Annotated in this window: 17 protein-coding genes and 1 pseudogene; 6 read left to right on the forward strand and 12 right to left on the reverse strand. The window is 68.7% G+C overall.

All coding sequences use genetic code 11. The annotated features are described in order from the left end of the window. Positions 1-98: 98 nt before the first annotated feature. The 3 genes from LMJ29_RS00110 (at position 99) to LMJ29_RS00120 (ending at position 3,375) form a co-directional block, all read left to right on the forward strand. Positions 99-1,346 (forward strand): alginate export family protein, encoded by a 1,248-nt coding sequence (locus LMJ29_RS00110; protein ID WP_229602732.1) that lies wholly within the window; start codon positions 99-101, stop codon positions 1,344-1,346. Between the two features lie 74 nt (positions 1,347-1,420). Further along, the gene (locus tag LMJ29_RS00115; protein WP_229602733.1) at positions 1,421-2,203 is read left to right on the forward strand and encodes a type IV pili methyl-accepting chemotaxis transducer N-terminal domain-containing protein; all 783 of its coding nucleotides are present in this window, start codon (positions 1,421-1,423) and stop codon (positions 2,201-2,203) included. Positions 2,204-2,592: 389 nt separating this feature from the next. Beyond that, positions 2,593-3,375 carry a type IV pili methyl-accepting chemotaxis transducer N-terminal domain-containing protein gene (locus tag LMJ29_RS00120; protein ID WP_229602734.1) on the forward strand — a complete coding sequence of 261 codons (783 nt, stop codon included), beginning with the start codon at positions 2,593-2,595 and terminating at the stop codon, positions 3,373-3,375. Positions 3,376-3,441: 66 nt separating this feature from the next. Here the strand turns inward: LMJ29_RS00120 and glpK are convergent, their stop codons facing one another. Together glpK and ybaK are read right to left on the reverse strand one after the other, a co-directional pair. Continuing rightward, positions 3,442-4,935: a glycerol kinase GlpK gene (gene glpK, locus LMJ29_RS00125; protein WP_229602735.1), complete on the reverse strand. Its 1,494-nt coding sequence runs from the start codon at positions 4,933-4,935 to the stop codon at positions 3,442-3,444. A gap of 95 nt (positions 4,936-5,030) precedes the next feature. After that, entirely contained in the window at positions 5,031-5,501 is a 471-nt protein-coding gene (gene ybaK / locus LMJ29_RS00130; RefSeq protein WP_229602736.1) for a Cys-tRNA(Pro) deacylase, read from the reverse strand. A gap of 166 nt (positions 5,502-5,667) precedes the next feature. On the opposite strand from ybaK, the gene glpD reads away from it, so the two are divergent. Continuing rightward, entirely contained in the window at positions 5,668-7,278 is a 1,611-nt protein-coding gene (gene glpD, locus LMJ29_RS00135) for a glycerol-3-phosphate dehydrogenase (protein ID WP_377656316.1), read from the forward strand. Positions 7,279-7,320: 42 nt separating this feature from the next. On the opposite strand, the gene LMJ29_RS00140 is transcribed toward glpD, so the two are convergent. The 9 genes from LMJ29_RS00140 to LMJ29_RS00180 form a co-directional block, all read right to left on the reverse strand. Next, on the reverse strand, positions 7,321-8,673 hold the full coding sequence (locus LMJ29_RS00140; protein ID WP_229602738.1) for an OprD family porin: 1,353 nt from the start codon (positions 8,671-8,673) through the stop codon (positions 7,321-7,323). 131 nt (positions 8,674-8,804) lie between these two features. Beyond that, entirely contained in the window at positions 8,805-10,040 is a 1,236-nt protein-coding gene (gene mhpT / locus LMJ29_RS00145; protein ID WP_229602739.1) for a 3-(3-hydroxy-phenyl)propionate transporter MhpT, read from the reverse strand. 103 nt (positions 10,041-10,143) lie between these two features. Further along, a complete protein-coding gene (gene dmpG / locus LMJ29_RS00150; protein ID WP_229602740.1) occupies positions 10,144-11,175 on the reverse strand; it encodes a 4-hydroxy-2-oxovalerate aldolase in 1,032 nt (343 codons plus the stop codon). Between the two features lie 11 nt (positions 11,176-11,186). Next, positions 11,187-12,137, reverse strand: coding sequence for an acetaldehyde dehydrogenase (acetylating) (locus LMJ29_RS00155; RefSeq protein WP_229602741.1), 951 nt, complete (start codon positions 12,135-12,137; stop codon positions 11,187-11,189). 33 nt (positions 12,138-12,170) lie between these two features. Continuing rightward, the gene (mhpD, locus tag LMJ29_RS00160) at positions 12,171-12,965 is read right to left on the reverse strand and encodes a 2-keto-4-pentenoate hydratase (RefSeq protein ID WP_229602742.1); all 795 of its coding nucleotides are present in this window, start codon (positions 12,963-12,965) and stop codon (positions 12,171-12,173) included. Positions 12,966-13,374: 409 nt separating this feature from the next. Next, positions 13,375-14,238: an alpha/beta fold hydrolase gene (locus tag LMJ29_RS00165; RefSeq protein ID WP_229602743.1), complete on the reverse strand. Its 864-nt coding sequence runs from the start codon at positions 14,236-14,238 to the stop codon at positions 13,375-13,377. A gap of 17 nt (positions 14,239-14,255) precedes the next feature. Further along, a complete protein-coding gene (locus tag LMJ29_RS00170; RefSeq protein WP_229602744.1) occupies positions 14,256-14,813 on the reverse strand; it encodes a flavin reductase family protein in 558 nt (185 codons plus the stop codon). Positions 14,814-14,969: 156 nt separating this feature from the next. Continuing rightward, positions 14,970-16,166 carry an acyl-CoA dehydrogenase family protein gene (locus LMJ29_RS00175; protein WP_229602745.1) on the reverse strand — a complete coding sequence of 399 codons (1,197 nt, stop codon included), beginning with the start codon at positions 16,164-16,166 and terminating at the stop codon, positions 14,970-14,972. A 78-nt stretch (positions 16,167-16,244) separates the two neighbouring features. After that, the gene (locus LMJ29_RS00180; protein WP_229602747.1) at positions 16,245-17,183 is read right to left on the reverse strand and encodes a 3-carboxyethylcatechol 2,3-dioxygenase; all 939 of its coding nucleotides are present in this window, start codon (positions 17,181-17,183) and stop codon (positions 16,245-16,247) included. Between the two features lie 450 nt (positions 17,184-17,633). Between LMJ29_RS00180 and LMJ29_RS00185 the strand changes: the two genes are divergently transcribed. Further along, positions 17,634-18,446 (forward strand): DNA-binding transcriptional regulator, encoded by an 813-nt coding sequence (locus LMJ29_RS00185; protein WP_229602749.1) that lies wholly within the window; start codon positions 17,634-17,636, stop codon positions 18,444-18,446. 207 nt (positions 18,447-18,653) lie between these two features. Here the strand turns inward: LMJ29_RS00185 and LMJ29_RS00190 are convergent. Next, positions 18,654-19,757, reverse strand: a pseudogene (locus LMJ29_RS00190) (5-methyltetrahydropteroyltriglutamate--homocysteine S-methyltransferase); the annotation flags it as partial. A 351-nt stretch (positions 19,758-20,108) separates the two neighbouring features. On the opposite strand from LMJ29_RS00190, the gene metR reads away from it, so the two are divergent. After that, positions 20,109-21,029, forward strand: coding sequence for a transcriptional regulator MetR (metR, locus tag LMJ29_RS00195; RefSeq protein WP_229602944.1), 921 nt, complete (start codon positions 20,109-20,111; stop codon positions 21,027-21,029). The last annotated feature ends 67 nt before the right edge of the window (positions 21,030-21,096 follow it).

Consider the following 21,096-nt stretch of genomic DNA (forward strand, 5'->3'; position numbering starts at 1 on the left):
CGTGTCTGCCAACTTCCGACAACGACGTCACCGCATCCCCCCGATCAGGGCGGGAAGCCGTGGCGTTTTTTCGTTTTGGGTCATAAGGAAAGCTTGGAATGCGCATGATGAACCCCTCGTTGCTGTCGCTCGCCATCGCCGCCGGCACATTCAGCCACGCCACCTTCGCCGCCGAGGACTTCGGCAACCTGATCAGCCAGGGCAAGGTCGGTATCGACGCCCGCTATCGCTACGAACACGTCGACCAGGACAACGCCCTCGACCACGCCAACGCGCAGACCCTGCGCACCCGCCTGACCCTGCAGAGCGGCAAGTGGTACGGCCTGTCCGCGCTGGTCGAGGCCGACAACGTTGCGCGCCTGGGCGAAGCCGCCTACAACGACACCCGCAACGGCCAGACCGATCGCTCGCTGGTCGCCGATCCGGACGGCAGCGAAATCAACCAGGCCCTGCTGCGCTACGACCAGAAGCTGGGCAGCGCGGTGGTGGGCCGCCAGCGCATCAACCTCGACAACCAGCGCTTCGTCGGCGGCGTCGCCTGGCGGCAGAACGAGCAGACCTTCGATGCCGTGCTCGGCCAGCTCAAGCCGCTCGACGGCCTGACCCTGACCTACGCCTATCTCGACAACATCAACACCATCTTCGGCCCCGACAACGGTCGCTTCGACAACCGCACCAATCCGGCCAACATCGAGGGCCACAGCCACCTGCTCAACGCCCAGTACGTGCTGCGCCCGGAGCTGACCGTCACCGCGTACCACTACCTGCTCGGCCTCGACAACCTCGCCCTGACCGCCGCCGGCGCCTACGGCACACTGTCCAGCAAGACCAGCGGCCTGCGTCTGAACGGCGCCGTGCAGGGCGTCAGCTACGTGCTGGAGTACGCCCAGCAGCAGGACTACGCCGACAATCCGCAACAGCTGGACAGCGACTACTACCTGGCCGAGCTCGGCTACACCCTCCAGGGCGTGCAGCTCAAGGCCGGCTACGAGGTGCTGGGCGGCGACGACGGCCCCGGCAACCGCGCCTTCCAGACCCCGCTGGCCACCAAGCACATCTTCCAGGGCTGGGCCGACCAGTTCCTCACCACCCCGGCCGCCGGCGTCAAGGACGCCTACTTCGGTGTCACCGCCCCGCTCTTGGGCGGCACCCTGCAGGCCTGGTACCACGACTTCCGCGCCGACGAAGGCAGCAGCCAGTACGGCGAGGAGATCGACCTGTCCTACGCCCACCCGATCCCCGGCATCAAGGGGCTGACCGGGCTGGTCAAGTACGCCGGCTACGACGCCGACGAGTTCGCCGTCGATACCGACAAGCTGTGGCTGCAACTGCAATACGTGTACTGATCCACCGGGCTCTGCAGGAGTCCACCCCGGGCGGCGCCGCGCGCCGCCTTCCCCCAGGTTGACGGAGAACGACCATGCTGAAACGCCTTGCCCTTCCCCTGCTGCTCGCCCTCGGTCTGAGCAGTCCCCTGGCCCAGGCCGCCATTGGCAACCCCGAGGCGGTCAACCTGTCCGGCATGCAGCGCATGCTCAGCCAGCGCATCGCCAAGAGTTACCTGATGATCGGCACCGAGGTGCGCGCCGACGAGGCCAACACCCAGCTCGACCAGAGCATGGCGACCTTCGAGAAGAACCACCTGGCGCTGGTCGAATACGCGCCCACCGAGGCGATCCGCGGCGAGCTGGCCAAGGCCGGCGAGCTGTGGCAGCGCTACCGCGCCCTGGCCCTGAGCACTCCGGACAAGCAGCACGCGGTCGAAGTGCTGGCCCTCAGCGACGAGCTGCTCGCCCAGTGCGAGAAGGTGGTGCAGATGATCGAGCGGCACACCGGCAGCGGCAATGCCTGGCTGGTCAACCGCAGCGGCCGCCAGCGCATGCTCAGCCAGCGTATCGCCAAGCTGTACCTGGCGCGCAGCTGGAATCTGCCGGTCAACGGCCTCGACGAGCAGTTCAACCAGGCGGTGAACGAGTTCGGCCAGGCCCTCAGCGAGCTGCAGAACGCCAAGCAGAACACCAGCGAGATCAGCGCGGCACTGAGCAAGGCCGACGCCCAGTGGCAGTACTCGCGCGCCGGCTTCGAGCTGTCCGCGGACGGCCGCTACGTGCCGACGGTGATCGCCATCACCACCGAAAGCCTGCTCGGCCAGATGCAGGAGCTGACCGCGGCCTACACCGCGCACATGCAGAAAGAGTCCTGATCCTCAGCCACGCCTGAGGCCGCCCTGCAAGCAGGCAGGCCGCCCCCCAGTGGTGCGCGCCGGCCTGCCGTGAGCCCGCGGCACGGCCGCTCCGCACCGCCAGGCCACGCCGGAAACGGGCAAATTCACGCCGCCCGCGGCATTTCGCCAACGTTGGCACGCACCTTGCTCTGTCACCGCCCCCGATCAGCACAACGGCGTGCCTGCTCCCCCGACAACGACGTCACGGCTTTCCCCCTTTACGGGCGGGAAGCCGTGACGTTTTCGTTTTCGGGCCGCCGAAGCGCTGTGCTGCGGCGATACAGGCAGTCCACAGCTGGTCCAGCGGGCTCCGGAGGAGCCCTCCGTAAATGGCGGCCCACCGCCCTCCAGGTTGCAGGAGACCAACCATGCTGAAACGCCTCGCCCTCCCCCTGCTGCTCGCCCTCGGTCTGAGCAGTCCCCTGGCCCAGGCCGCCATCGGCAACGCCGAGGCGGTCAACCTGTCCGGCATGCAGCGCATGCTCAGCCAGCGCATCGCCAAGAGCTATCTGATGATCGGCACCGAGGTGCGCGCCGACGAGGCCAACACCCAGCTCGACCAGAGCATGGCGACCTTCGAGAAGAATCACCTGGCGCTGGTCGAATACGCGCCCACCGAGGCGATCCGCGGCGAGCTGACCAAGGCCGGCGAGCTGTGGCAGCGCTACCGCGCCCTGGCCCTGAGCACCCCGGACAAGCAGCACGCGGTCGAGGTGCTGGCCCTCAGCGACGAGCTGCTCGCCCAGTGCGAGAAGGTGGTGCAGATGATCGAGCGGCACACCGGCAGCGGCAGCGCCTGGCTGGTCAACCGCAGCGGCAGCCAGCGCATGCTCAGCCAGCGTATTGCCAAGCTGTACCTGGCGCGCAGCTGGAATCTGCCGGTCAACGGCCTCGACGAGCAGTTCAACCAGGCGGTGAACGAGTTCGGCCAGGCTCTCAACGAACTGCAGGGCGCCAAGCAGAACACCAGCGAGATCAGCGCGGCACTGAGCAAGGCCGACGCCCAGTGGCAGTACTCGCGCGCCGGTTTCGAGCTGTCCTCCGACGGCCGCTACGTGCCGACGGTGATCGCCATCACCACCGAAACCCTGCTCGGCCAGATGCAGGAGCTGACCGCGGCCTATACCGCGCGCATGCAGAGCGAGTCCTGATCGCCAGCGCCTCGGCGCCGGCCTGCCCGGTGCCCAAGGCTCCCCCTCCCTGACGACGCGGCGCGCTCAGCCCGCCGCGCCGCTGCGCACCCGGCGCACCGCGTCCTGCCAACCGGCGTACAACTCCTCGCGGCGCTCGGCGGCCATTGCCGGCAGGAAGCGCCGGCTGGCCTGCCAGCGCGCCGCCAGCTCGTCGAGCCCCTGGTACACCCCGCTCTGCAGGCCGGCCAGGCTGGCCACGCCGAGCGCGGTGGTCTCGATCACCTGCGGGCGCTCCACCGCCACGCCGAGGATGTCGGCGAGAAACTGCATCAGCCAGTTGTTGGCCACCATGCCGCCGTCCACCCGCAGCGCGGTCGGCTCGCCGGCGCCGTCCAGGCGCATGGCCTCGAGCAGGTCGCGGCTCTGGTAGCACACCGCCTGCAGGCCGGCGGTGACGATCTCCTTGATTCCGGTGTCGCGGGTCAGGCCGAGGATCGCCCCGCGCGCCAGCGGATCCCACCAGGGCGCGCCCAAGCCGGTGAAGGCCGGCACCAGGTACACGCCGCTGGCCGCATCGGTCTGCTCGGCCAGCGCCTCGCTGTCGCTGGCGTGCCGGATCAGGTGGATGCCGTCGCGCAGCCACTGCAGCGCCGCGCCGGCGACGAAGATGCTGCCCTCCAGGGCGTAGCTGGTCTGCCCCTGCAGGCGATAGCCGACCGTGGTCAGCAGGCGATGGCGCGACACCAGCGGCGTGGCGCCGGTGTTGCGGATCATGAAGCAGCCGGTGCCGTAGGTGCTCTTGAGCATGCCCGGCGCGAAGCAGGCCTGGCCGAACAGCGCGGCCTGCTGGTCGCCAGCCATGCCGCGGATCGGGATGGGCGCGCCGAACAGCGCCGGGTCGGTCGCGCCGAACTCGGCGGCGCAGTCCAGCACCTCCGGCAGCAGGCTGGCCGGGATGTCGAACAGCGCCAGCAGCTCGTCGTCCCACTGCTGGCGGTGGATATCGAACAGCAGGGTGCGCGCGGCGTTGCTGGCGTCGGTGCGGTGCACGCGGCCGCCGGTCAGGCGCCAGAGCAGGAAGCTGTCCACCGTGCCGAAGCGCAACTCGCCGCGCGCGGCGCGCTCGCGGGCGCCGGGCACATGGTCGAGGATCCAGCGCAGCTTGGTCGCCGAGAAGTACGGATCGAGCAGCAGGCCGGTCTTGGCCGCCACCTGCGCCTCGCGGCCGGCGGCCTTGAGCGCCGCACATTCGGCGGCGGTGCGGCGGTCCTGCCAGACGATGGCCGGATGGATCGGCGCGCCCGTGGCGGCGTCCCACACCAGGGTAGTCTCGCGCTGGTTGGTGATGCCGATGGCGGCGATCTGCCGGGCGTCGAGGCCGGCCTGGCTCAGCGCCGAGCGACACACCGCCAGCACGCCCTGCCAGATCTCCTCGCCGTCGTGCTCGACCCAGCCGTCCTGGGGGAAATACTGGCGGAATTCCTGCTGGGCCTGGGCCAGCACCCGGCCGGCGGCGTCGAAGATGATGGCGCGGCTGCTTGTCGTGCCCTGGTCGATGGCGAGCAGATGGGCGGACATGAGCTACCTCCGTGCGGGCGACCGGCTGGCCGGCCGAGGCCGGGACTCGCATCATTGGCGATGCGGCCCCTACAGCATCGCAGACAAACCGCGGCTCAGCCGCGGCCGATCGCCGCGAAACGCGCCTGAGTGTGCTCGGCGAGCACCGCGGCGGCCAGCTCCACCTCCAGCCCGCGCCGTCCGGCGCTGACGAACACGGTCGCAAAGCCCTGCGCCGACTCGTCGATGAAGGTGCGCAGGCGCTTCTTCTGGCCCAGCGGGCTGATGCCGCCGAGCAGGTAGCCGGTGGCGCGCTGCGCCGCGGCCGGATCGGCCATGTCGGCCTTCTTCACCCCGGCCGCCTGCGCCAGCGCCTTGAGGTCGAGGGTGCCGGCCACCGGCACCACCGCCACCAGCAGCTCGCCCTTCTCGCTGGCGGCGAGCAGTGTCTTGAACACCCGCGCCGGTTCCAGGCCGAGCTTCTCCGCCGCCTCCAGACCGTAGGACGGCGCCTTGGGATCGTGGCTGTAACTGTGAACTGCGTGGTCTGCACGAACTTTCTTCAACAGATCTATGGCGGGGGTCATGCTGGTTTCACGAAAAGGGTCGAGAATGAAATCGAAGGCGCACGCAACGGACGCCGAGGATCGGCACTTTGCGGGCGAACCCGGGGGTAACGCAAGAGTCGAAAGTCAGGCAGCCAGGGCCACGGAGCGGCCCAGGGATCGCGGACGCACAACAACAGGCGTGACCATCATGACAGCATCCTTGCCCTTTACTCCGCTGGCCGAAGTCTACGATCTGGCCGTGATCGGCGGCGGCATCAACGGTTGCGGCATCGCCGCCGATGCGGCCGGTCGCGGCCTGTCGGTATTCCTCTGCGAGCAGCACGACCTGGCCGCGCACACCTCCTCGGCCAGCAGCAAGCTGATCCACGGCGGCCTGCGCTACCTGGAGCACCACGAATTCCGCCTGGTGCGCGAGGCGCTCGGCGAGCGCGAGGTGCTGCTCGGCATGGCGCCGCACCTGGTACGCCCGCTGCGCTTCATCCTGCCGCACCGCCCGCACCTGCGCCCGGCGTGGATGATCCGCGCCGGCCTGTTCCTCTACGACCACCTCGGCGCGCGGCACAGCCTGGCCGGCTCGCGCCACCTGACCTTCGGCCCCGGCTGCCCGCTGAAGGCCGACATCGAGCAGGGCTTCGAGTATTCCGACTGCGCGGTGGACGACGCCCGCCTGGTGGTGGTCAACGCGATCAGCGCCCACGAGCACGGGGCGCACATCCATCCGCGCACCCGCTGCATCAGCGCGCGGCGCAGCAAGGGCCTGTGGCACCTGCACCTGGAGCGCGCGGACGGCAGCCGCCTGTCGCTGCGCGCCCGCGCCCTGGTCAACGCCGCCGGCCCGTGGGTCGAGCAGTTTCTCCAGCAGGGCCTGCACCAGCCCGGCGCGCAGCACCTGCGCCTGGTGCAGGGCAGCCACATCGTGGTGCCGCGCCTGCACGACGACGAGCACGCCTACATCCTGCAGCACACCGACGGGCGCATCGTGTTCGTCATTCCTTGGCAGAAGCGCTTCAGCCTGATCGGCACCACCGACCGCGAATATCAAGGCGATCCGGCGGCGGCGCGCATCAGCGACGAGGAGATCGACTACCTGCTGGGCGTGGTCAACGCCCACTTCCGCCGGCAGATCGAACGCGCCGACATCGTCAGCCACTTCTCCGGGGTGCGTCCGCTGTACGACGACGCCACCGGCAATCCCTCGGCGATCAGCCGCGACTACCACCTGGCGCTGTCCAGCGAGCATGGCGCGGCGCCGCTGCTGTCGGTGTTCGGCGGCAAGCTGACCACCTACCGCAAGCTGGCCGAGGCGGCGCTGGAGCAACTGGCCACGTTCTTCCCGCAGATGGGACCGGCCTGGACCGCGACCAGCAAGCTGCCCGGCGCCGAGGAGCTGGACTCGGTGCGCAAGCTGGCCGAGAACCTGTGCGACGCCCATGGCTGGCTGGCCGACGACCTGGCGCGGCGCTGGGCCGCCAGCTACGGCACGCGCGCCTGGAGCCTGCTGGAGGACGCGCACTGCCTGATGGACCTGGGCGAGAACTTCGGCGCCGGCCTGTACGCCCGCGAGGTGGACTACCTGTGCGAGGAGGAATGGGCCGCCAGCGCCGAGGACATCCTCTGGCGGCGGACCAAGCTGGGCCTGGTGCTCGGCCCGATGCAGCAGCAGAAGCTGGCGCGCTACCTGCAGAAGCGCTGCGCCAACCCCGCCGCGCCTGTCGTCCACGAGCGGCTGGCGCCGCTGCGCGCGCCGATCGAGACGCCCGCCGGCAATCCCCTGCTGCAGCGCCCGACGCGCTGAGCGGGACGCCGGGCTCGTCCGTACGGCGAGCCCGGCCTGCCGTTACCAGAGCTTCAGGGTGTAGTCGATGTTGATCCGCGTCTCGTCGATGTCGCGGAAGTAGTCGTTGCGATTGCTCGCGTAGCGCCAGCGCAGCGCGACATCCTTCAGCGGACCGGACTGCACCGTGTAGGCCAGCTCGACCCCGCGCTCGATCTCGCTGGCGCGGTGATCGACGCCCGGCAGCTCGATATTGTCGCCGTGGATGTAGCGCAGCATGCCGCGCAGCCCCGGGGCGCCGAGCGAGCCGAAGTCGTAGTCGTAGCGGGCCCCCCAGGTGCGCTCGTCGGGGTTGACGAAGTCGGAGGTCATCGCCAGCTCGCTGTGCACGTGCACGTCGGTGCGATAGACGAAGGGTTGCGCGCTGGCGCCGCTCTGCTGCATGTAGCCGACCATCAGCGAGTGCGGGCCGGTCATCCAGGTGAAGCGCAGCCCCAGGCTCCGGTTGTCCACCTCGCCGGCGCGTGCGCTGCCATCCTCGCCGCTGGCAAAATAGCGCAGGTCGGTCTTCAGCTTGCTGCCCTCGCCCAGCGGCTGGGTGTGCACCAGGCCGAAGTAGTGCTGCTGGTAGATGTCCTTGAGCTGGGCGTAGTAGTAGCTGGTGGCCAAGCGCTCCGACCAGCGATAGTCGCCGCCGGCGAAGTCGAAGCGGTTCGACTCGGCCGCCTCGTTGAAGCGCCCGTAGGGACCGTTGATGCGCAGCGGCTCGTAGTTGCTCGAGTTGCGCACATTCATGCGGTCGATGTGACCGAGATGCAGGCTCAGGTTGTCGATGTCGTCCGAGCGCAGGTAGGCGCCGCGGAAGGTCGGCGTGAACAGGCGGGTCGGCACCGACAGGAGCACCGGCAACACCGGGGCGAGCGTGCCGACCTGCAGCTCGCTGGCGGAAATCTTCGCCTTGGCGGTCAGCCCCAGCTCGGAGTAGTTGTCGACCGGCTCGTTGGTAGCCGGATCGGACGGCAGCAGATCGCTACCGAGCGGGGAGCGGCCGGGGCCGCCGTCGAGCTTGAAGCCCGCGGTGCCGAGCATGTTGAGGCCGAAGCCTACCGGGCCTTCGGTAAAGCCGGACTCCATGCGCAGGATGAAGCCCTGCGCCCAGGCCTGGCTCTGCGATACGTCGTTGATCCGAGCCGGGAGGCGCGGGTTGTCGGAGCGGAAATCGCGGTCGAAATAGTAGTTGCGCAGGGTCAGGCTGGCCTTGCTGTCTTCGACGAAGCCGCCCCCTTGGGCCTGCGCCACCTTTGCTGCCGGCCAACCCGCAGCCGCGGGCAGGCTGTCGACGTAGCCGCCGGCCTGAGCCGGAGCGCCATGGACGATGGCGAGGCCGATGGCCGCCGCCAAGGAATGTTTTTTCATGTAAGGGTCCGTGCGTTGTTTTTGTTGTGGGCAGCCAGCGTCCCGGCGCCCTTGACGAGACAGGGCACCGGCCGATGGCTGGCTGGGAGACGAGCGAAGGCCGCGCGGAGCGGAGTCCGCGCGGCGCAGGATCAGCCGCGCGGCTTGCGACCGAACAGGTAGAACACCGCCACACCGGCCAGCACCAGGCCGGGCGCCGAGGCCAGCATCACCCCGGCGCTGCCGAAGCCCAGGGCCAGCATCTTGCCGGCCACCAGCGGGCCGCTCATCGCGCCCAGGCGACCGACCGCCACCGCGCTGCCGACGCCGGTGGCGCGTACTTCGGTGCGGTAGAACACCGGCGCCAGGGCGTACAGCACGCCCTGCCCGCCGGTGGCGAACATGCCGGCGGCGAAGCCGGCCAGCACCATGGCGCCGAATGCTTCGGCCATGCCCAGGGCGGCCAGCGCGGCGAGCAGGCCGCCGTAGACCAGAGCGGCCATCGCCAGCGGGCGCAGGCGCTCCATCAACACGCCGAGCATCAGGGTGCCGACGGCGGCGCCGATCTGCAGGGAGAACATCACCCAGCTGGCCTGCTTGCCGGTGAAGCCCTGGCCGACCAGCAGGCTCGGCAGCCAGCTGATCAGCATGTACACCACCATCAGGGTGAAGAAGTAGGCGCCCCACAGCAGCACGGTCGGCAGCGCGGTACCGTTGCGGAACAGTCCGTCGACCACCGGCACGCGGGCTTCGACGCTGGCGGCCTGCTTGCGGGCGCGGAAGGCCGCCGACTCCGGCAGCCACAGGGCCAGCAGCGGAACTACGAGCAGCGGCAGCACGCCGCCGACGTAGTAGACCACCGTCCAGTCGGCGGTATAGCCGGCGATGCCGATGGTCGCCGCCAGCGCCGCGCCCAGCGGCACGCCGCAGTACATCATGCTCACCGCGGTGCCGCGCAGGCGCACGCCGGCCGCCTCCGAGCACAGCGCGATCAGGTTGGGCAGCGCCGCGCCGAGGCCGACGCCGGTGAGCAGGCGCGCGGCCAGCAGGCTGTTGAGGTCCCAGGCGTGGGCGGTGGCGATGGAGAAGATGCCGAACAGCGCGACCGAGCCGATCAGCACGCCCTTGCGGCCGATGCGGTCGGCCAGCCAGCCGCCGACCAAGGCGCCGGGCAGCAGGCCGAGGATACCGGCGCTGAACACCCAGCCCATGTGCAGCTTGTCGAGGCCGAAGGCGGCGGCCATGCCGGGCGCGGCGATGCCGGGGGCCTGGAAGTCGATGCCCTCGAGCAGGGCGACGGTGAAGCACAGGGCGATGGTCAGCCAGGTGCGGCGGCTATCGTGTTCCACGGCAGGAGCCTCGGTATTCGGCACAGTGCAAGTAGTCATTATTGTTTTACCTGTGGTTTTCGGGGATGTACGAGGCCGGCCAGCGACCTCGCGGTCGCCGGCACAGCCCGGTTTTTCCTTGGGGGAATCGCTGTCCTGCGGATCAGTGGCCCTTGCCGGCCGCCAGCAGATCCAGTGCCACGTCGACGATCATGTCTTCCTGGCCGCCGACCATGCGGCGGCGGCCCAGCTCGACGAGGATGTCGAGGGTCTTCAGGCCGTACTTGGCGGCCGCCACCTCGGCGTGGCGCAGGAAGCTCGAGTAGACCCCGGCGTAGCCGAGGCCGAGGGTTTCGCGGTCGACGCGCACCGGACGGTCCTGCAGCGGACGCACCAGGTCGTCGGCGGCGTCCATCAGGCGGTAGAGGTCGGTGCCGTGGTTCCAGCCCATCCGTTCGGCGGCGGCGATAAACACCTCCAAAGGAGCGTTCCCCGCGCCGGCGCCCATGCCGGCGAGGCTCGCGTCGATGCGATCGCAACCCTCCTCCACGGCGGCGATGGAGTTGGCCACGCCGAGGCTGAGGTTGTGGTGGGCGTGCATGCCGGTCTGGGTGGCCGGATCGAGTACGGCCTTGAAGGCGCGCATGCGGTCGCGGATGTCGTTCATGTTCATCGCACCGCCCGAGTCGGCCATGTAGATGCACTGGGCGCCGTAGCTCTCCATCAGCTTGCCCTGCTTCGCCAGCTCTTCGGCCGGGATCATATGGCTCATCATCAGGAAACCCACGGTGTCCATACCCAGGCTGCGCGCGTACTCGATGTGCTGCTTCGACACATCCGCTTCGGTGCAGTGGGTAGCGATACGCACCGAACGGGCGCCCGCTTCATAGGCGGCCTTGAGGTCGTGCACCGTGCCGATGCCGGGCAGCAGCAGCACGGTGATGCGGGCGTGCTCGATGACGTCGGCGGCGGCCTCGATCCACTCCAGGTCGGTGTGCGCGCCGAAGCCGTAATTGAACGAGGAACCCTGCAGGCCGTCGCCGTGGGTCACCTCGATGGAATCCACCTTGGCCTCGTCCAGGGCGCGGGCGATGTCCTGCACGTTCTGCAGCGAGTACTGGTGGCGCACGGCATGACTACCGTCGCGCAGGGTGACGTCGGAGATGTACAGCTTCTTGCTCGGGTCGAAGGTCATGGCAGCGCTCCTCAGCCGTTGTTCATGGCGTTGTTCAGCATCGACAGCGCCATACGCTCGGCGGTGGCCAGCGCGGCGGAGGTCATGATGTCGAGGTTGCCGGCGTAGGCCGGCAGGTAGTGGGCGGCGCCCTCCACCTCGAGGAACACGGAAGTCTTCAGACCGGAGAACTGGCCGTGGCCCGGGATGGTCAGCGGCTTGTCTTCGGGAATCACGTCGAACTGCACCTTCTGCTTGAGGCGATAGCCCGGCACGTAGGCCTGCACGGCGGCGGCCATTTCCTCGACCGAGGCTTCGACCTTGGCCTGGTCGACTGCCTCGGACAGCACGAACACGGTGTCGCGCATGATCAGCGGCGGCTCGGCCGGGTTCATGACGATGATCGCCTTGCCCTTGGCGGCGCCGCCGATCACCTCGATGGCCTTGGAAGTGGTCTCGGTGAACTCGTCGATATTGGCGCGGGTGCCTGGGCCGGCGGATTTGCTGGCGATGGAGGCGACGATCTCGGCGTAGTGCACCTTGGCCACGCGCGACACCGCGGCAACCATCGGGATGGTGGCCTGGCCGCCGCAGGTGACCATATTGACGTTGGTCGCGGCGAGGTTGTCCTCCAGGTTGACCACCGGCACGCAGTACGGGCCGATGGCCGCCGGGGTCAGGTCGATCAGGCGGATGTTCGGCTTCAGGCTACGCAGGAAGGCGTCGTTCTTGACGTGGGCGGAGGCCGAGGTGGCGTCGAAGACGAAGTCGATGTCCTGGAACACCGGCAGACGGGTCAGGCCTTCGACGCCCTCGTGGGTGGTGGCCACGCCCAGGCGCGCGGCGCGGGCCAGGCCGTCGGAGGCCGGGTCGATGCCGACCATGGCGCCCATTTCCAGGTGCTGGCCATGGCGGAGGATCTTGATCATCAGGTCGGTGCCGATGTTGCCCGAGCCGACGATGGCGACTTTGAGTTTTTTCATGGGATTGCTCTCTAGGGGCACGCAGCGCGCCGATCACTCGGCCGAGAAGTTGACGGCGACCTGGCCGATGCCGTCGATCACCGCCTCGAAGCGGTCGCCGGCGGCCACGCCGACCATCGGGCCGAGGGCGCCGGTGAGGATCAGGTCGCCGGCCTTGAGCGGCTCGCCCAGGCGGGCCATGGTGCGCGCCAGCCACACCGCGGCATTCAGCGGATGGCCGAGGCACTCGGCGCCGCTGCCGCTGGAGACGACCTCGCCGTTGCGGGTCATGCGCATGGCCGCCTGGCGCAGGTCGACATCGGCAATGCGGCGCGCCGGGCCGCCGAGCACGTAGCAGCCGCTGGAGGCGTTGTCGGCCACGGTGTCGACGAAACGGATGTTCCAGTTCTGCACGCGCGAACCGACGATCTCCAGCGCCGGCAGCACCCAGCCGGTGGCATCCAGCAGCTCGGCGAAGGTGGTGTCGGCGCGCGGCAGGTCGCGCTCGAGGATCAGGGCGATCTCGGCCTCGATCTTCGGCTGCAGCACGCGGCCGAACGGCACCACCTCGTTGTCGCCGTAGCCCATGTCGGCGAACAGGGTGCCGAAGTCCGGCTGGTCGACGCCGAGCTGGGCCTGCACCTTGGGATTGGTCAGGCCGATCTTGCGACCGACCACGCGGCGCCCGCTGGCGATGCCGTGGGCGACGTTGAGGCGCTGGATGGCGTAGGCGGCTGCGCCGTTGTCCTCGCCGATCAGGCCGCGCAGCGGCTCGACGGCCTCCCCGCTCGCCTCGGCGCCGCGCAGGGCGGCGGCCAGTTGTTCCAGGGTCTGTTGGGTCACGCTCATGGCTTACCTCGGGGTGCGCGCAGATCGGAGTCCGCCGGTCGACCGCGAGCGGATCGCGGCCGGTGGCTGTCGGTGGTCGCAGAGCCGGCGGCGGGCAAAAGCCGGGGAGGCTTGTCCGCAGCGGCCGTGGGGCCTTTGTTGTCGGGGCGAGTATAGGAAGGCGCGGAAAACCCCGACAACGAAAAACCGGCGTGATGGGCACATAGTGCACATCGTTGTTTTATAAGGATTTTTTAATAAAACTCCGCCACACGGACCGGCGCGCGCCGCGGTGCAGCCCGCCTTCCCGTCGCGTTCTGGCGGCAATAAAAAAACCCGGCACCGCAGAGGTGCCGGGTGGCTCGCAAAGGCCTGTCGCGCCAGCCCGTCGGCGCGCTCAAGCCGGGAAGCGGAACGGGACGGTCGCCGCTCAGTGGCCGAGGAAGTCGAGCACCATGCGGTTGAACTTGTCGGCGTGCTCCCACTGCGCCCAGTGGCCGCAGGCGTTGAACACGTGCAGCTCCGAGTTGGCGATGCCGGCGAGCAGGCGCAGGCCGCTGTCCATCGGCACGAAGCGGTCGTTACGGCCCCAGACGATCAGGGTCTGCGCCTTGATCTCGGAAAGGCGCGGGCCGAAGTCGGGGAACTGCTTCGGGTTGGCCTCGAGGCTCTTGACGAAGTTTTCCAGGTGGTCGCGACGACCCAGCATGTTGTCCAGGCGCGCCTGGAACAGCTCCTCGGTGAGGTCGCTGGTGTCGTAGACGAAGATGTTCATCATCTTCTTCAGGTTGTCGATGGTCGGCTCGCGGTACAGGCCCTGCAGCAGTTTGATGCCTTCGGTGGGCATCGGCACGAACGGGCTGGCGCCGCCGGTGCCGCCGCCCATCAGGATCAGCTTGCCGACGCGTTGCGGGTTGCTCAGGGCGAACGCCACCGCGCTGTGGCCGCCCATCGAGTTGCCGATCAGGTGCGCGCGGTCGATGTCCAGGGCGTCGAGCAGGCCCTTGAGTACGCGGGCGTTGAGGTCGGAGCGCGAGCCGGTGCAGACGATGGAGTCGCTCTTGCTCCAGCCCGGGCAGTCCATGAGGATCACCCGGTAGCCGGCGTTCACCAAGGGCTCGACGTTGCGGTTGAAGTTGGCCCAGCCGCTGGCGCCGGGACCGGAGCCGTGCAGCATGACCACGGTTTCGGAGCCTTCGCCGCAGTCGTTGTAGTGGATGTTCAGATCCAGTTCGCCGTCCTGGATGCGGACGAACTGGCTGGTGGACGCTTCGGTCAGTGCTTGTGCAGTCATGAACGTGTCTCTCGAATTCAGGCCTGGGGGGCGAGGCGGCGGAAGGCGCCGTTGAGGTAGAGGAGCGGCTCGCCGCCCTGCTGGCCGCGGGTGGCCAGGACCTCGCAGAGGAAGGCGTGGTGGGTGCTCTCGTCGAACACCTTGACCACCCGGCAATCGAAGTTGGCCAGGGCGCCGTCGAGCACCGGCACGCCGCTGGCCAGATCGCGCCACTGGCCATGCTGGAAGCGCGCCTCGCCGTGCACACCCTCGACCATCCCGGCGAACACCCTGGCCTCGTGTTCCTGGTCGGCGGCCAGCACGTTCACGCACAGCGCGCCGTTGCCCAGGATCGCCTCGCTGGCGGCGACCTTCTTGTTGACGAACACCACCAGGCGCGGCGGCTCGGCGGTCACCGAGCAGACCGCGGTGGCGGTCAGGCCGAGGTGGGTCTCGCCGTCGCGGGCGGTGATGATGGTCACCGCGGCGGCCAGGTTGCGCATGCCGCCACGGTGGTCGTCGGCGCCCACCAGCGGCAGGCCGGCCAGTTCGGCGTTGGGCATCCAGTCCAGCAGTTGGTTGATTTCTTTGCTCACGGCTTCATCTCTCACGCAGCAGGCAGATGGGGACGGGCGGGCTTCCGAGCCAGACCAATCCGCTGTAGGGGCGAATTCAATCGCCAACTCCCCCGTCGAGGCGAATGAATTCGCCCCTACAGGCCGGGAGGTCGGCTTCATGCGACTGCCTGTCCCTCAGGCTTTGACGCCGAACGGGTTGGCCGCCGGCAGCGGGTTGCCGAGCAGCTGGCCGCCGAGCAGGTCGCCGATGTTGTCCTGGTTCTGGGTGATGTGGTTGGCGCCGACCAGGATGTCGCGCATCTGCCGCTGCATCGGGCTGCTCAGCCAGACGCCGCGGGTGGCGGTCTTCTTGAAGATCATGTGCGCGGCGTCGAAGCACTCGCCGCCGGTGAACTGGTTGGTGGCGAAGTGGCGCACGCGCACGTCCAGCGGCACCAGCTCGCCGCGCGAGGCGTAGGCGAAGGCCTCCTCGGTGTTGTGCAGCACGCGGGCCTCGCAGGCGAGGATCTTGGCGTAGGCTTCGCCCAGACGGCCCTTGATGAACGGGTCGTTGACCGCGGCGCCGACCGCCTGGTTGAGGTTCTGCCGCGGCACCATGTGGTCGATGTACAGATCGACCATGCCGCGCGCCATGCCGATGATCACCGAGGACACGGCGGCGTAGAACACGTAGAAGAACGGCATCTTGTAGAGGTTCTCGACCTGGCCGTGGGATTCGTCGTCGTAGGCGGCGATCACGTGGCTGCGGTACTCGGGGACGAAGACTTCCTTGACCAGCAGCTTCTTGCTGCCGGTGCCGGCCAGGCCGACCACGTGCCAGTCGTCGACGATCTCGACGTCGCTGCGCTGCACCCAGAACGAGCGGAATTCTATCTCGCCCTTGTCGTTGGCCACCCGGCCGCCGAGGAAGGCGCCGCCGGCGGCGTGGTCGCAGCCGCTGGAGGTCAGCCATTCGCCGTTGAGCACATAGCCGCCCTCGGTGCGCTTGACGGTGCCGAACGGTGCGTAGGAGGAGGACACCAGGCGGGTGTTGTCGTCGCCCCACAGCTCGTCGCCGCAGCGCGGATCGAGCAGGCCGACCTCGAAGGGATGCACGCCCAGCACCATCACGTTCCAGGCGCTGGACGGGCAGCCGCGGGCCAGCTCCATCAGCACCTTGTTGAGCACGTTGGGGCTCATCTGGTAGCCGCCCCAGCGCTTGGGCTGGAGGATCTTGAAGAAGCCGGCTTCCTGGAAATCGGCGATGGTTTCCTTCGGCACCATGCGCGCCTTCTCGCAGGCCTCGGCGCGCTCGCGCAGGCGCGGGATCAGCGCCTGCGCACGGGCGACGATTTCGGCTTCGCTGGGGATCTGGGTTTCGATGTGGCTCATGTCTCTGACCTCTTTCGCGCCGCGGCACGCGCTGCGGCTGACGCACTCTTGTTGTGGATGGCGCTGGCCCCGGCGGGCTCAGGCCTGCTCGGCGCTCACCACGCCATACCCGGCAATCCATTCGTTGATCGCCCGGTAGTAGTCCAGGCGGGCGGTATAGGCACCGGTGGCGGCCAGTGCGGCGAAGGCGGCGACCCAGGTACGCACCTCATGGGCGGAACGGCCGGCGGCCTTGGAGATCTCCTCGATCCTGAATTCGTCGATCTCGTCGAGACGGCCGCTGAGCAGCAGGTCGACGAAGGCCAGGTCCCAGTCGGCGTTCAGCGGGGTCTGCTGGGACAATTCGGTGCCGTAGATCTTGCCGGCGGCGATGGTGCGTTCCTGGCGGGCGGCGCGCGCCTCGGGGGTCGGATTGCGCCCGGCGATCAGGAACTCGGCGATGGCTTCGGGGGCGCTGTCCAGCAGCGGCACCGGCGGCTCGTGGGACAGCCCGCCGGTGCCGAGAATCAGCACGCGCTTGTTCAGCGTGGCGAGGAAGCGGCCGACCACTTCGCCGAGCATGCGCACCCTGCGATAAGGGGCGAACGGCGGGGCCACCGAATTGACGATGATCGGGATCACCGGATAGCGGTCGATGGCGCCGGTCATCTCCTCGAGAGTCTGGGTGCAGCCGTGGTCGACCTGCAGGCGGTGCGACAGGGCGATGTCGACGTCGTTGTCGAGGATGAAGCGGGTCATCTCCATGGCCAGCTCGCGCGGGATCGACAGCGGACCGGCCAGGCTCCGGTAGTCGCCGACACCTTCGGCGGCGGTGGCGATCACGAACGGCGGCATCAGGTCGTAGAACAGCCCGTTGTAGTGGTCCGGGGCGAAGATCACGATCAGCTCGGGATCGAAGGCCTCGACCTCGGCGCGCAGTTTCGCGGTCACCGCATCGACTTCGCCGACCACCGCGGCACCCGGGTCGTTGAGACCGCGCAGGGGGGTGTGCGACAGGCATTTCAGTTTGACAGTCATGAAACCTCCGCGGCCCTCGGCGCTGCGCGCCGGCGGGCAAGGCGTGTCGTTTCAGGAGGTTCGCAGCGCTCTGGATGGCGGCCGCCGCACCTGCGGCGTTCGCCCTGCTCCACTCGCCAACGGGCCTGCTCGCCCCCTGGTTGTTTTTTGTTCAGATCGGACAGGGGCCATTCTAGGGAGGCGCCGGCAGAAGCTGAAAAACTATCTGCCCTTGCGTGCACTATGTGCACTTCACTGATTTAAAAGGATTTTTTATCCTGTAGCGGGACGATTCGACGCGCGTGGCGAATCGCCGGAAGGAGCGGAGAGACGCATGACCATGCGGTTTTGCCGGTTTTTCCGTCTCCGTCGCGACGGCGCCGGCGAGGAGGTCGCGGCCGGGGGCGATATGGGCGTGCACGGCCATGGCGTGTTTGAATATCCGCAGCAGACCTGCCCTGGTAGCGAGCGATGACCACCAGCGAAACCGAATACAAGACCGTGCGCGGCCTGACCCGTGGCCTGCAGATCCTCAACGCCCTCAACCGGGTGGACGGCGGCGCCAGCCCGGCCCGGCTGGCCGAGTTGACCGGCCTGCACCGCACCACGGTGCGCCGCCTGCTGGAAACCCTGCAGGACGAGGGGTACGTGCGGCGCAGCGAATCGGACGACAGTTTTCGCCTCAGCCTGAAGGTGCGCGAGCTGAGCGAGGGCTTTCGCGACGAGCAGTGGATTTCCGAACTGGGTGCGCCGCTGCTCGCCGAGCTGCTGCAGGAGGTGCACTGGCCGACCGACCTGTGCACCCTGGACGTCGACGCCATGGTGGTGCGCGAGACCACCCACCGTTTCAGCCGCCTGTCGTTCCACCGCTCGATGGTCGGCCGCCGCCTGCCGATGCTGATCACCGCCACCGGCCTGGCCTACCTGGCGTTCTGCCCGGACGCCGAGCGCGAGCGCATTGTCGAGCTGCTGGCCAAGCGCGACGACGAGGAGAGCCGCCTGGCGCGCAACCCGGTGGCGCTGGACAACCTGCTGCGCCGGACCCGCCGCCTGGGTTACGGCGAGAACTACGGCACCTGGAACACCGAGGAGCGCATCGCCTCCATCGCCGTGCCGATCCGTGGCGAAAGCCGCGTGTACGGCTGCATCAACCTGGTCTACGTGCTCAAGGCGATGACCATCGAACAGGCCGCCCAGCGCTACCTGCCGGCGCTGCAGCGCTTCGCCGCGATCGTCGAACAGGGCATCCGCGAACGCGAGCAGGCGGGGCCCGTGCTGTCGTGATCCCGCTGTCCCTGCGCGAGGGGTAGGGGAAAACCGTGCAGCGTTGGCCAGCGGAGGCAGATGGAAGGCCGGAGGCAGAAGCACGGTAGAAGATCGCTGCGCGAGTCTTCTACCCTACAGCGCTATCGCGATCATCAGCGCCATGCCCGAGGCGTAGGGTGGACAACCGCGCAGCGTTGTCCACCGTAGTCGGGCAGCGGCTTACGCCGCTTCGACCTGCGTCTGGTCGAGGGCCCGGGCGAGCCGCGCTACTTCCTGACACGTGCGCACGGCGCAGGCGGGTCCGTCTTGCGGCGCAGCTTCCGGCTGATCCGCGTCTTCCAGCGAGCCAGGCCGCACGCCCGACGGCGAGATCCACAGCCGCTCGCCGACGCGCTCCTGCGCCTGATGCAATACCGCCAGGACCTGCGCCCGCTCGCCGCGCGAAACCTCGCGGCCGTCGACCACGCCCAAGGAAAGCACCTTGTAGGCCGGCAGGCGATCGAGGATCGCCGGGAGCTGCTCGGGCGCGCCCACCAGATCGACGTGCAGACCGGCCACCGGCAGGTTGGCGGCCAGGCCCAGATTGTCCTTCGTGCCGGCGAAGCGGGTGGCCAGCAGCTTCTGCGGCTTGGGCGCTTGCAGCAGGTTGTAGGCGCGCTCGAAGGCGGTGCGCCAGGCCTGCGGCAGCTCGAGGCCGAGAATCGGCTCGTCGATCTGCACCCATTCCACGCCGAGGCCGGCCAGACGGCCGAGCACCTCGCCGTATATAGGCAGCAGACGTTCGAGCAGTTCCAGTTTGTCGAAGTCCTCGCGGGCCGCGCCGCGCACCTTGCCCAGCCACAGGTAGGTGAGCGGGCCGATCAGCACCGGCTTGATCGCATGGCCGAGCGCCAGCGCCTCCTCCACCTCCTCGAACAGCTGCTCCCAGCTGAGGCGGAACTTCTGGTCGACGGTGAATTCGGGGGCCCGATAGTACTCGTGACTGGCGAACCACAGGCCCAGCGCCTGGCTGCCCGCACTGTCGCTGCAGCCGCCGCGGGCCATGGCGAACTGACTGGCGAGGCTGACGCGGCCAGCGGCGTCGCGGCAATGCTCGGGCACCACGCCAAACAGCAGCGAGTGGTTGAGCAGCGGGTCGTGCCAGGCGAAGTCGCCGACCGGCAGCAGATCGAGACCGGCGTCTTTCTGTGCCTGCCAGTGCGCGGCGCGCAGCTCGCGGCCGACCGCGCGCAGCCCGGCCTCGTCCAGGGCGCCCTGCCGGTAGGCGTCGCGAGCCTGCGTCAGCTCGCGGCCTGCGTGCGGAAAGCCGGGGTTGTGCGCCAGTGCCATTGATCTGTCTCCTCTGGTGGATGGCCGTTATTGTCGACAGCCGACGCCACGTGAGACAAACTCAATCTATTCGTGATGATCTACAGATTTATTCACGATCACGCTGCGCCTCGCCTGCCGTAGGGTGGAAAACGACCGCAGGTCTTTCCACCTTGGCGCGGATGCCGGTGGAAAATCGCTGGCGCGAGTTTTCCACGGGGTGGCCATCCACCCTGCGAGACGGGCGGCGAATCGCCTGCGCGAACTTTCCGGGGGACCAGCCCCCTACCGATCCGGCTGCAGGAGCTCCATCCGGCAATGGCCCGCACGCCTCACCGGCCAACGGGCTCCTACGGCACCACCGAGGTCACCATGCTCGAACTGCGTCACCTGAAGACCCTGCACGCCCTGCGCGAATCCGACAGCCTGGTGGAGGCCGCCGAGCGCCTGCACCTCACCCAGTCCGCCCTCTCCCACCAGTTCAAGGAGCTGGAGGAGCGCCTCGGCCTGCCGCTGTTCGTGCGCAAGACCAAGCCGGTGCGCTTCACCAGCGCCGGCCTGCGCCTGCTGCAGCTGGCCGACGTGGTGCTGCCGCAGCTGCGCGGCGCCGAGCGCGACCTGGCGCGGCTGGCCGGGGGGACCGCCGGGCGCCTGCACATGGCCATCGAGTGCCACAGCTGCTTCCAGTGGCTGATGCCGACCATCGACCAGTTCCGCGACGCCTGGCCGGAGGTGGAGCTCGACCTCGCCTCGGGCTTCTCCTTCGCTCCGCTGCCGGCGCTGGCGCGCGGCGACCTCGACCTGGTGGTGACCTCCGATCCGGTGGAGCTGGCCGGCATCACCTACGTGCCGCTGTTCACCTACGAGGCGCAGCTGGCCGTGGCCAATCAGCATGCGCTGGCGAACAAGCCCTGCGTGCTGCCCGAGGACCTGGCCGGCGAGACGCTGATCCACTACCCCGTGGAGCGCGACCGCCTGGACATCTTCACCCGCTTCCTCGACCCGGCCGACGTCGAGCCGGCCGGCACCCGCACCGCCGAGCTGACGGTGATGATGCTGCAGCTGGTGGCCAGCGGCCGCGGGGTCTGCTGCCTGCCCAACTGGGCGCTGCACGAGTACAGCTCGCGCGGCTACGTGACGGCGAAGAAGCTCGGCGAAAAAGGGCTGTACGCCACGCTCTACGCGGGGATCCGCGCCGATATGCTGGACGCCCCGTTCATGCGCGACTTCCTGCTCACCGCCAAGGACACCTCGTTCGCCACCCTCGAAGGAGTCAGTGCGGCGCGGGGGTGAGACGAGCGCACCACCGTCGCCAGCCGCCAGAACAGGGTCAAGGTGTAACGGAAGATCAGGCGGTTTT

The sequence above is a fragment of the Pseudomonas oryzagri genome (assembly GCF_020831405.1).
Lineage (GTDB): Bacteria > Pseudomonadota > Gammaproteobacteria > Pseudomonadales > Pseudomonadaceae > Geopseudomonas > Geopseudomonas oryzagri.

Coding starts and splice junctions, on each gene's coding strand:
- glpK (WP_229602735.1), bottom strand. CDS start 4,935: ATGTCCGCCCATCTGCTCGCCATCGACCAGGGCACGACAAGCAGCCGC.
- mhpD (WP_229602742.1), bottom strand. CDS start 12,965: ATGAGCGTGACCCAACAGACCCTGGAACAACTGGCCGCCGCCCTGCGC.
- dmpG (WP_229602740.1), bottom strand. CDS start 11,175: ATGACCTTCGACCCGAGCAAGAAGCTGTACATCTCCGACGTCACCCTG.
- LMJ29_RS00110 (WP_229602732.1), top strand. CDS start 99: ATGCGCATGATGAACCCCTCGTTGCTGTCGCTCGCCATCGCCGCCGGC.
- LMJ29_RS00155 (WP_229602741.1), bottom strand. CDS start 12,137: ATGAAAAAACTCAAAGTCGCCATCGTCGGCTCGGGCAACATCGGCACC.
- mhpT (WP_229602739.1), bottom strand. CDS start 10,040: ATGACTACTTGCACTGTGCCGAATACCGAGGCTCCTGCCGTGGAACAC.
- LMJ29_RS00120 (WP_229602734.1), top strand. CDS start 2,593: ATGCTGAAACGCCTCGCCCTCCCCCTGCTGCTCGCCCTCGGTCTGAGC.
- LMJ29_RS00115 (WP_229602733.1), top strand. CDS start 1,421: ATGCTGAAACGCCTTGCCCTTCCCCTGCTGCTCGCCCTCGGTCTGAGC.
- ybaK (WP_229602736.1), bottom strand. CDS start 5,501: ATGACCCCCGCCATAGATCTGTTGAAGAAAGTTCGTGCAGACCACGCA.
- LMJ29_RS00175 (WP_229602745.1), bottom strand. CDS start 16,166: ATGAGCCACATCGAAACCCAGATCCCCAGCGAAGCCGAAATCGTCGCC.
- LMJ29_RS00165 (WP_229602743.1), bottom strand. CDS start 14,238: ATGACTGCACAAGCACTGACCGAAGCGTCCACCAGCCAGTTCGTCCGC.
- LMJ29_RS00180 (WP_229602747.1), bottom strand. CDS start 17,183: ATGACTGTCAAACTGAAATGCCTGTCGCACACCCCCCTGCGCGGTCTC.
- LMJ29_RS00140 (WP_229602738.1), bottom strand. CDS start 8,673: ATGAAAAAACATTCCTTGGCGGCGGCCATCGGCCTCGCCATCGTCCAT.
- metR (WP_229602944.1), top strand. CDS start 20,109: ATGCTCGAACTGCGTCACCTGAAGACCCTGCACGCCCTGCGCGAATCC.
- LMJ29_RS00185 (WP_229602749.1), top strand. CDS start 17,634: ATGACCACCAGCGAAACCGAATACAAGACCGTGCGCGGCCTGACCCGT.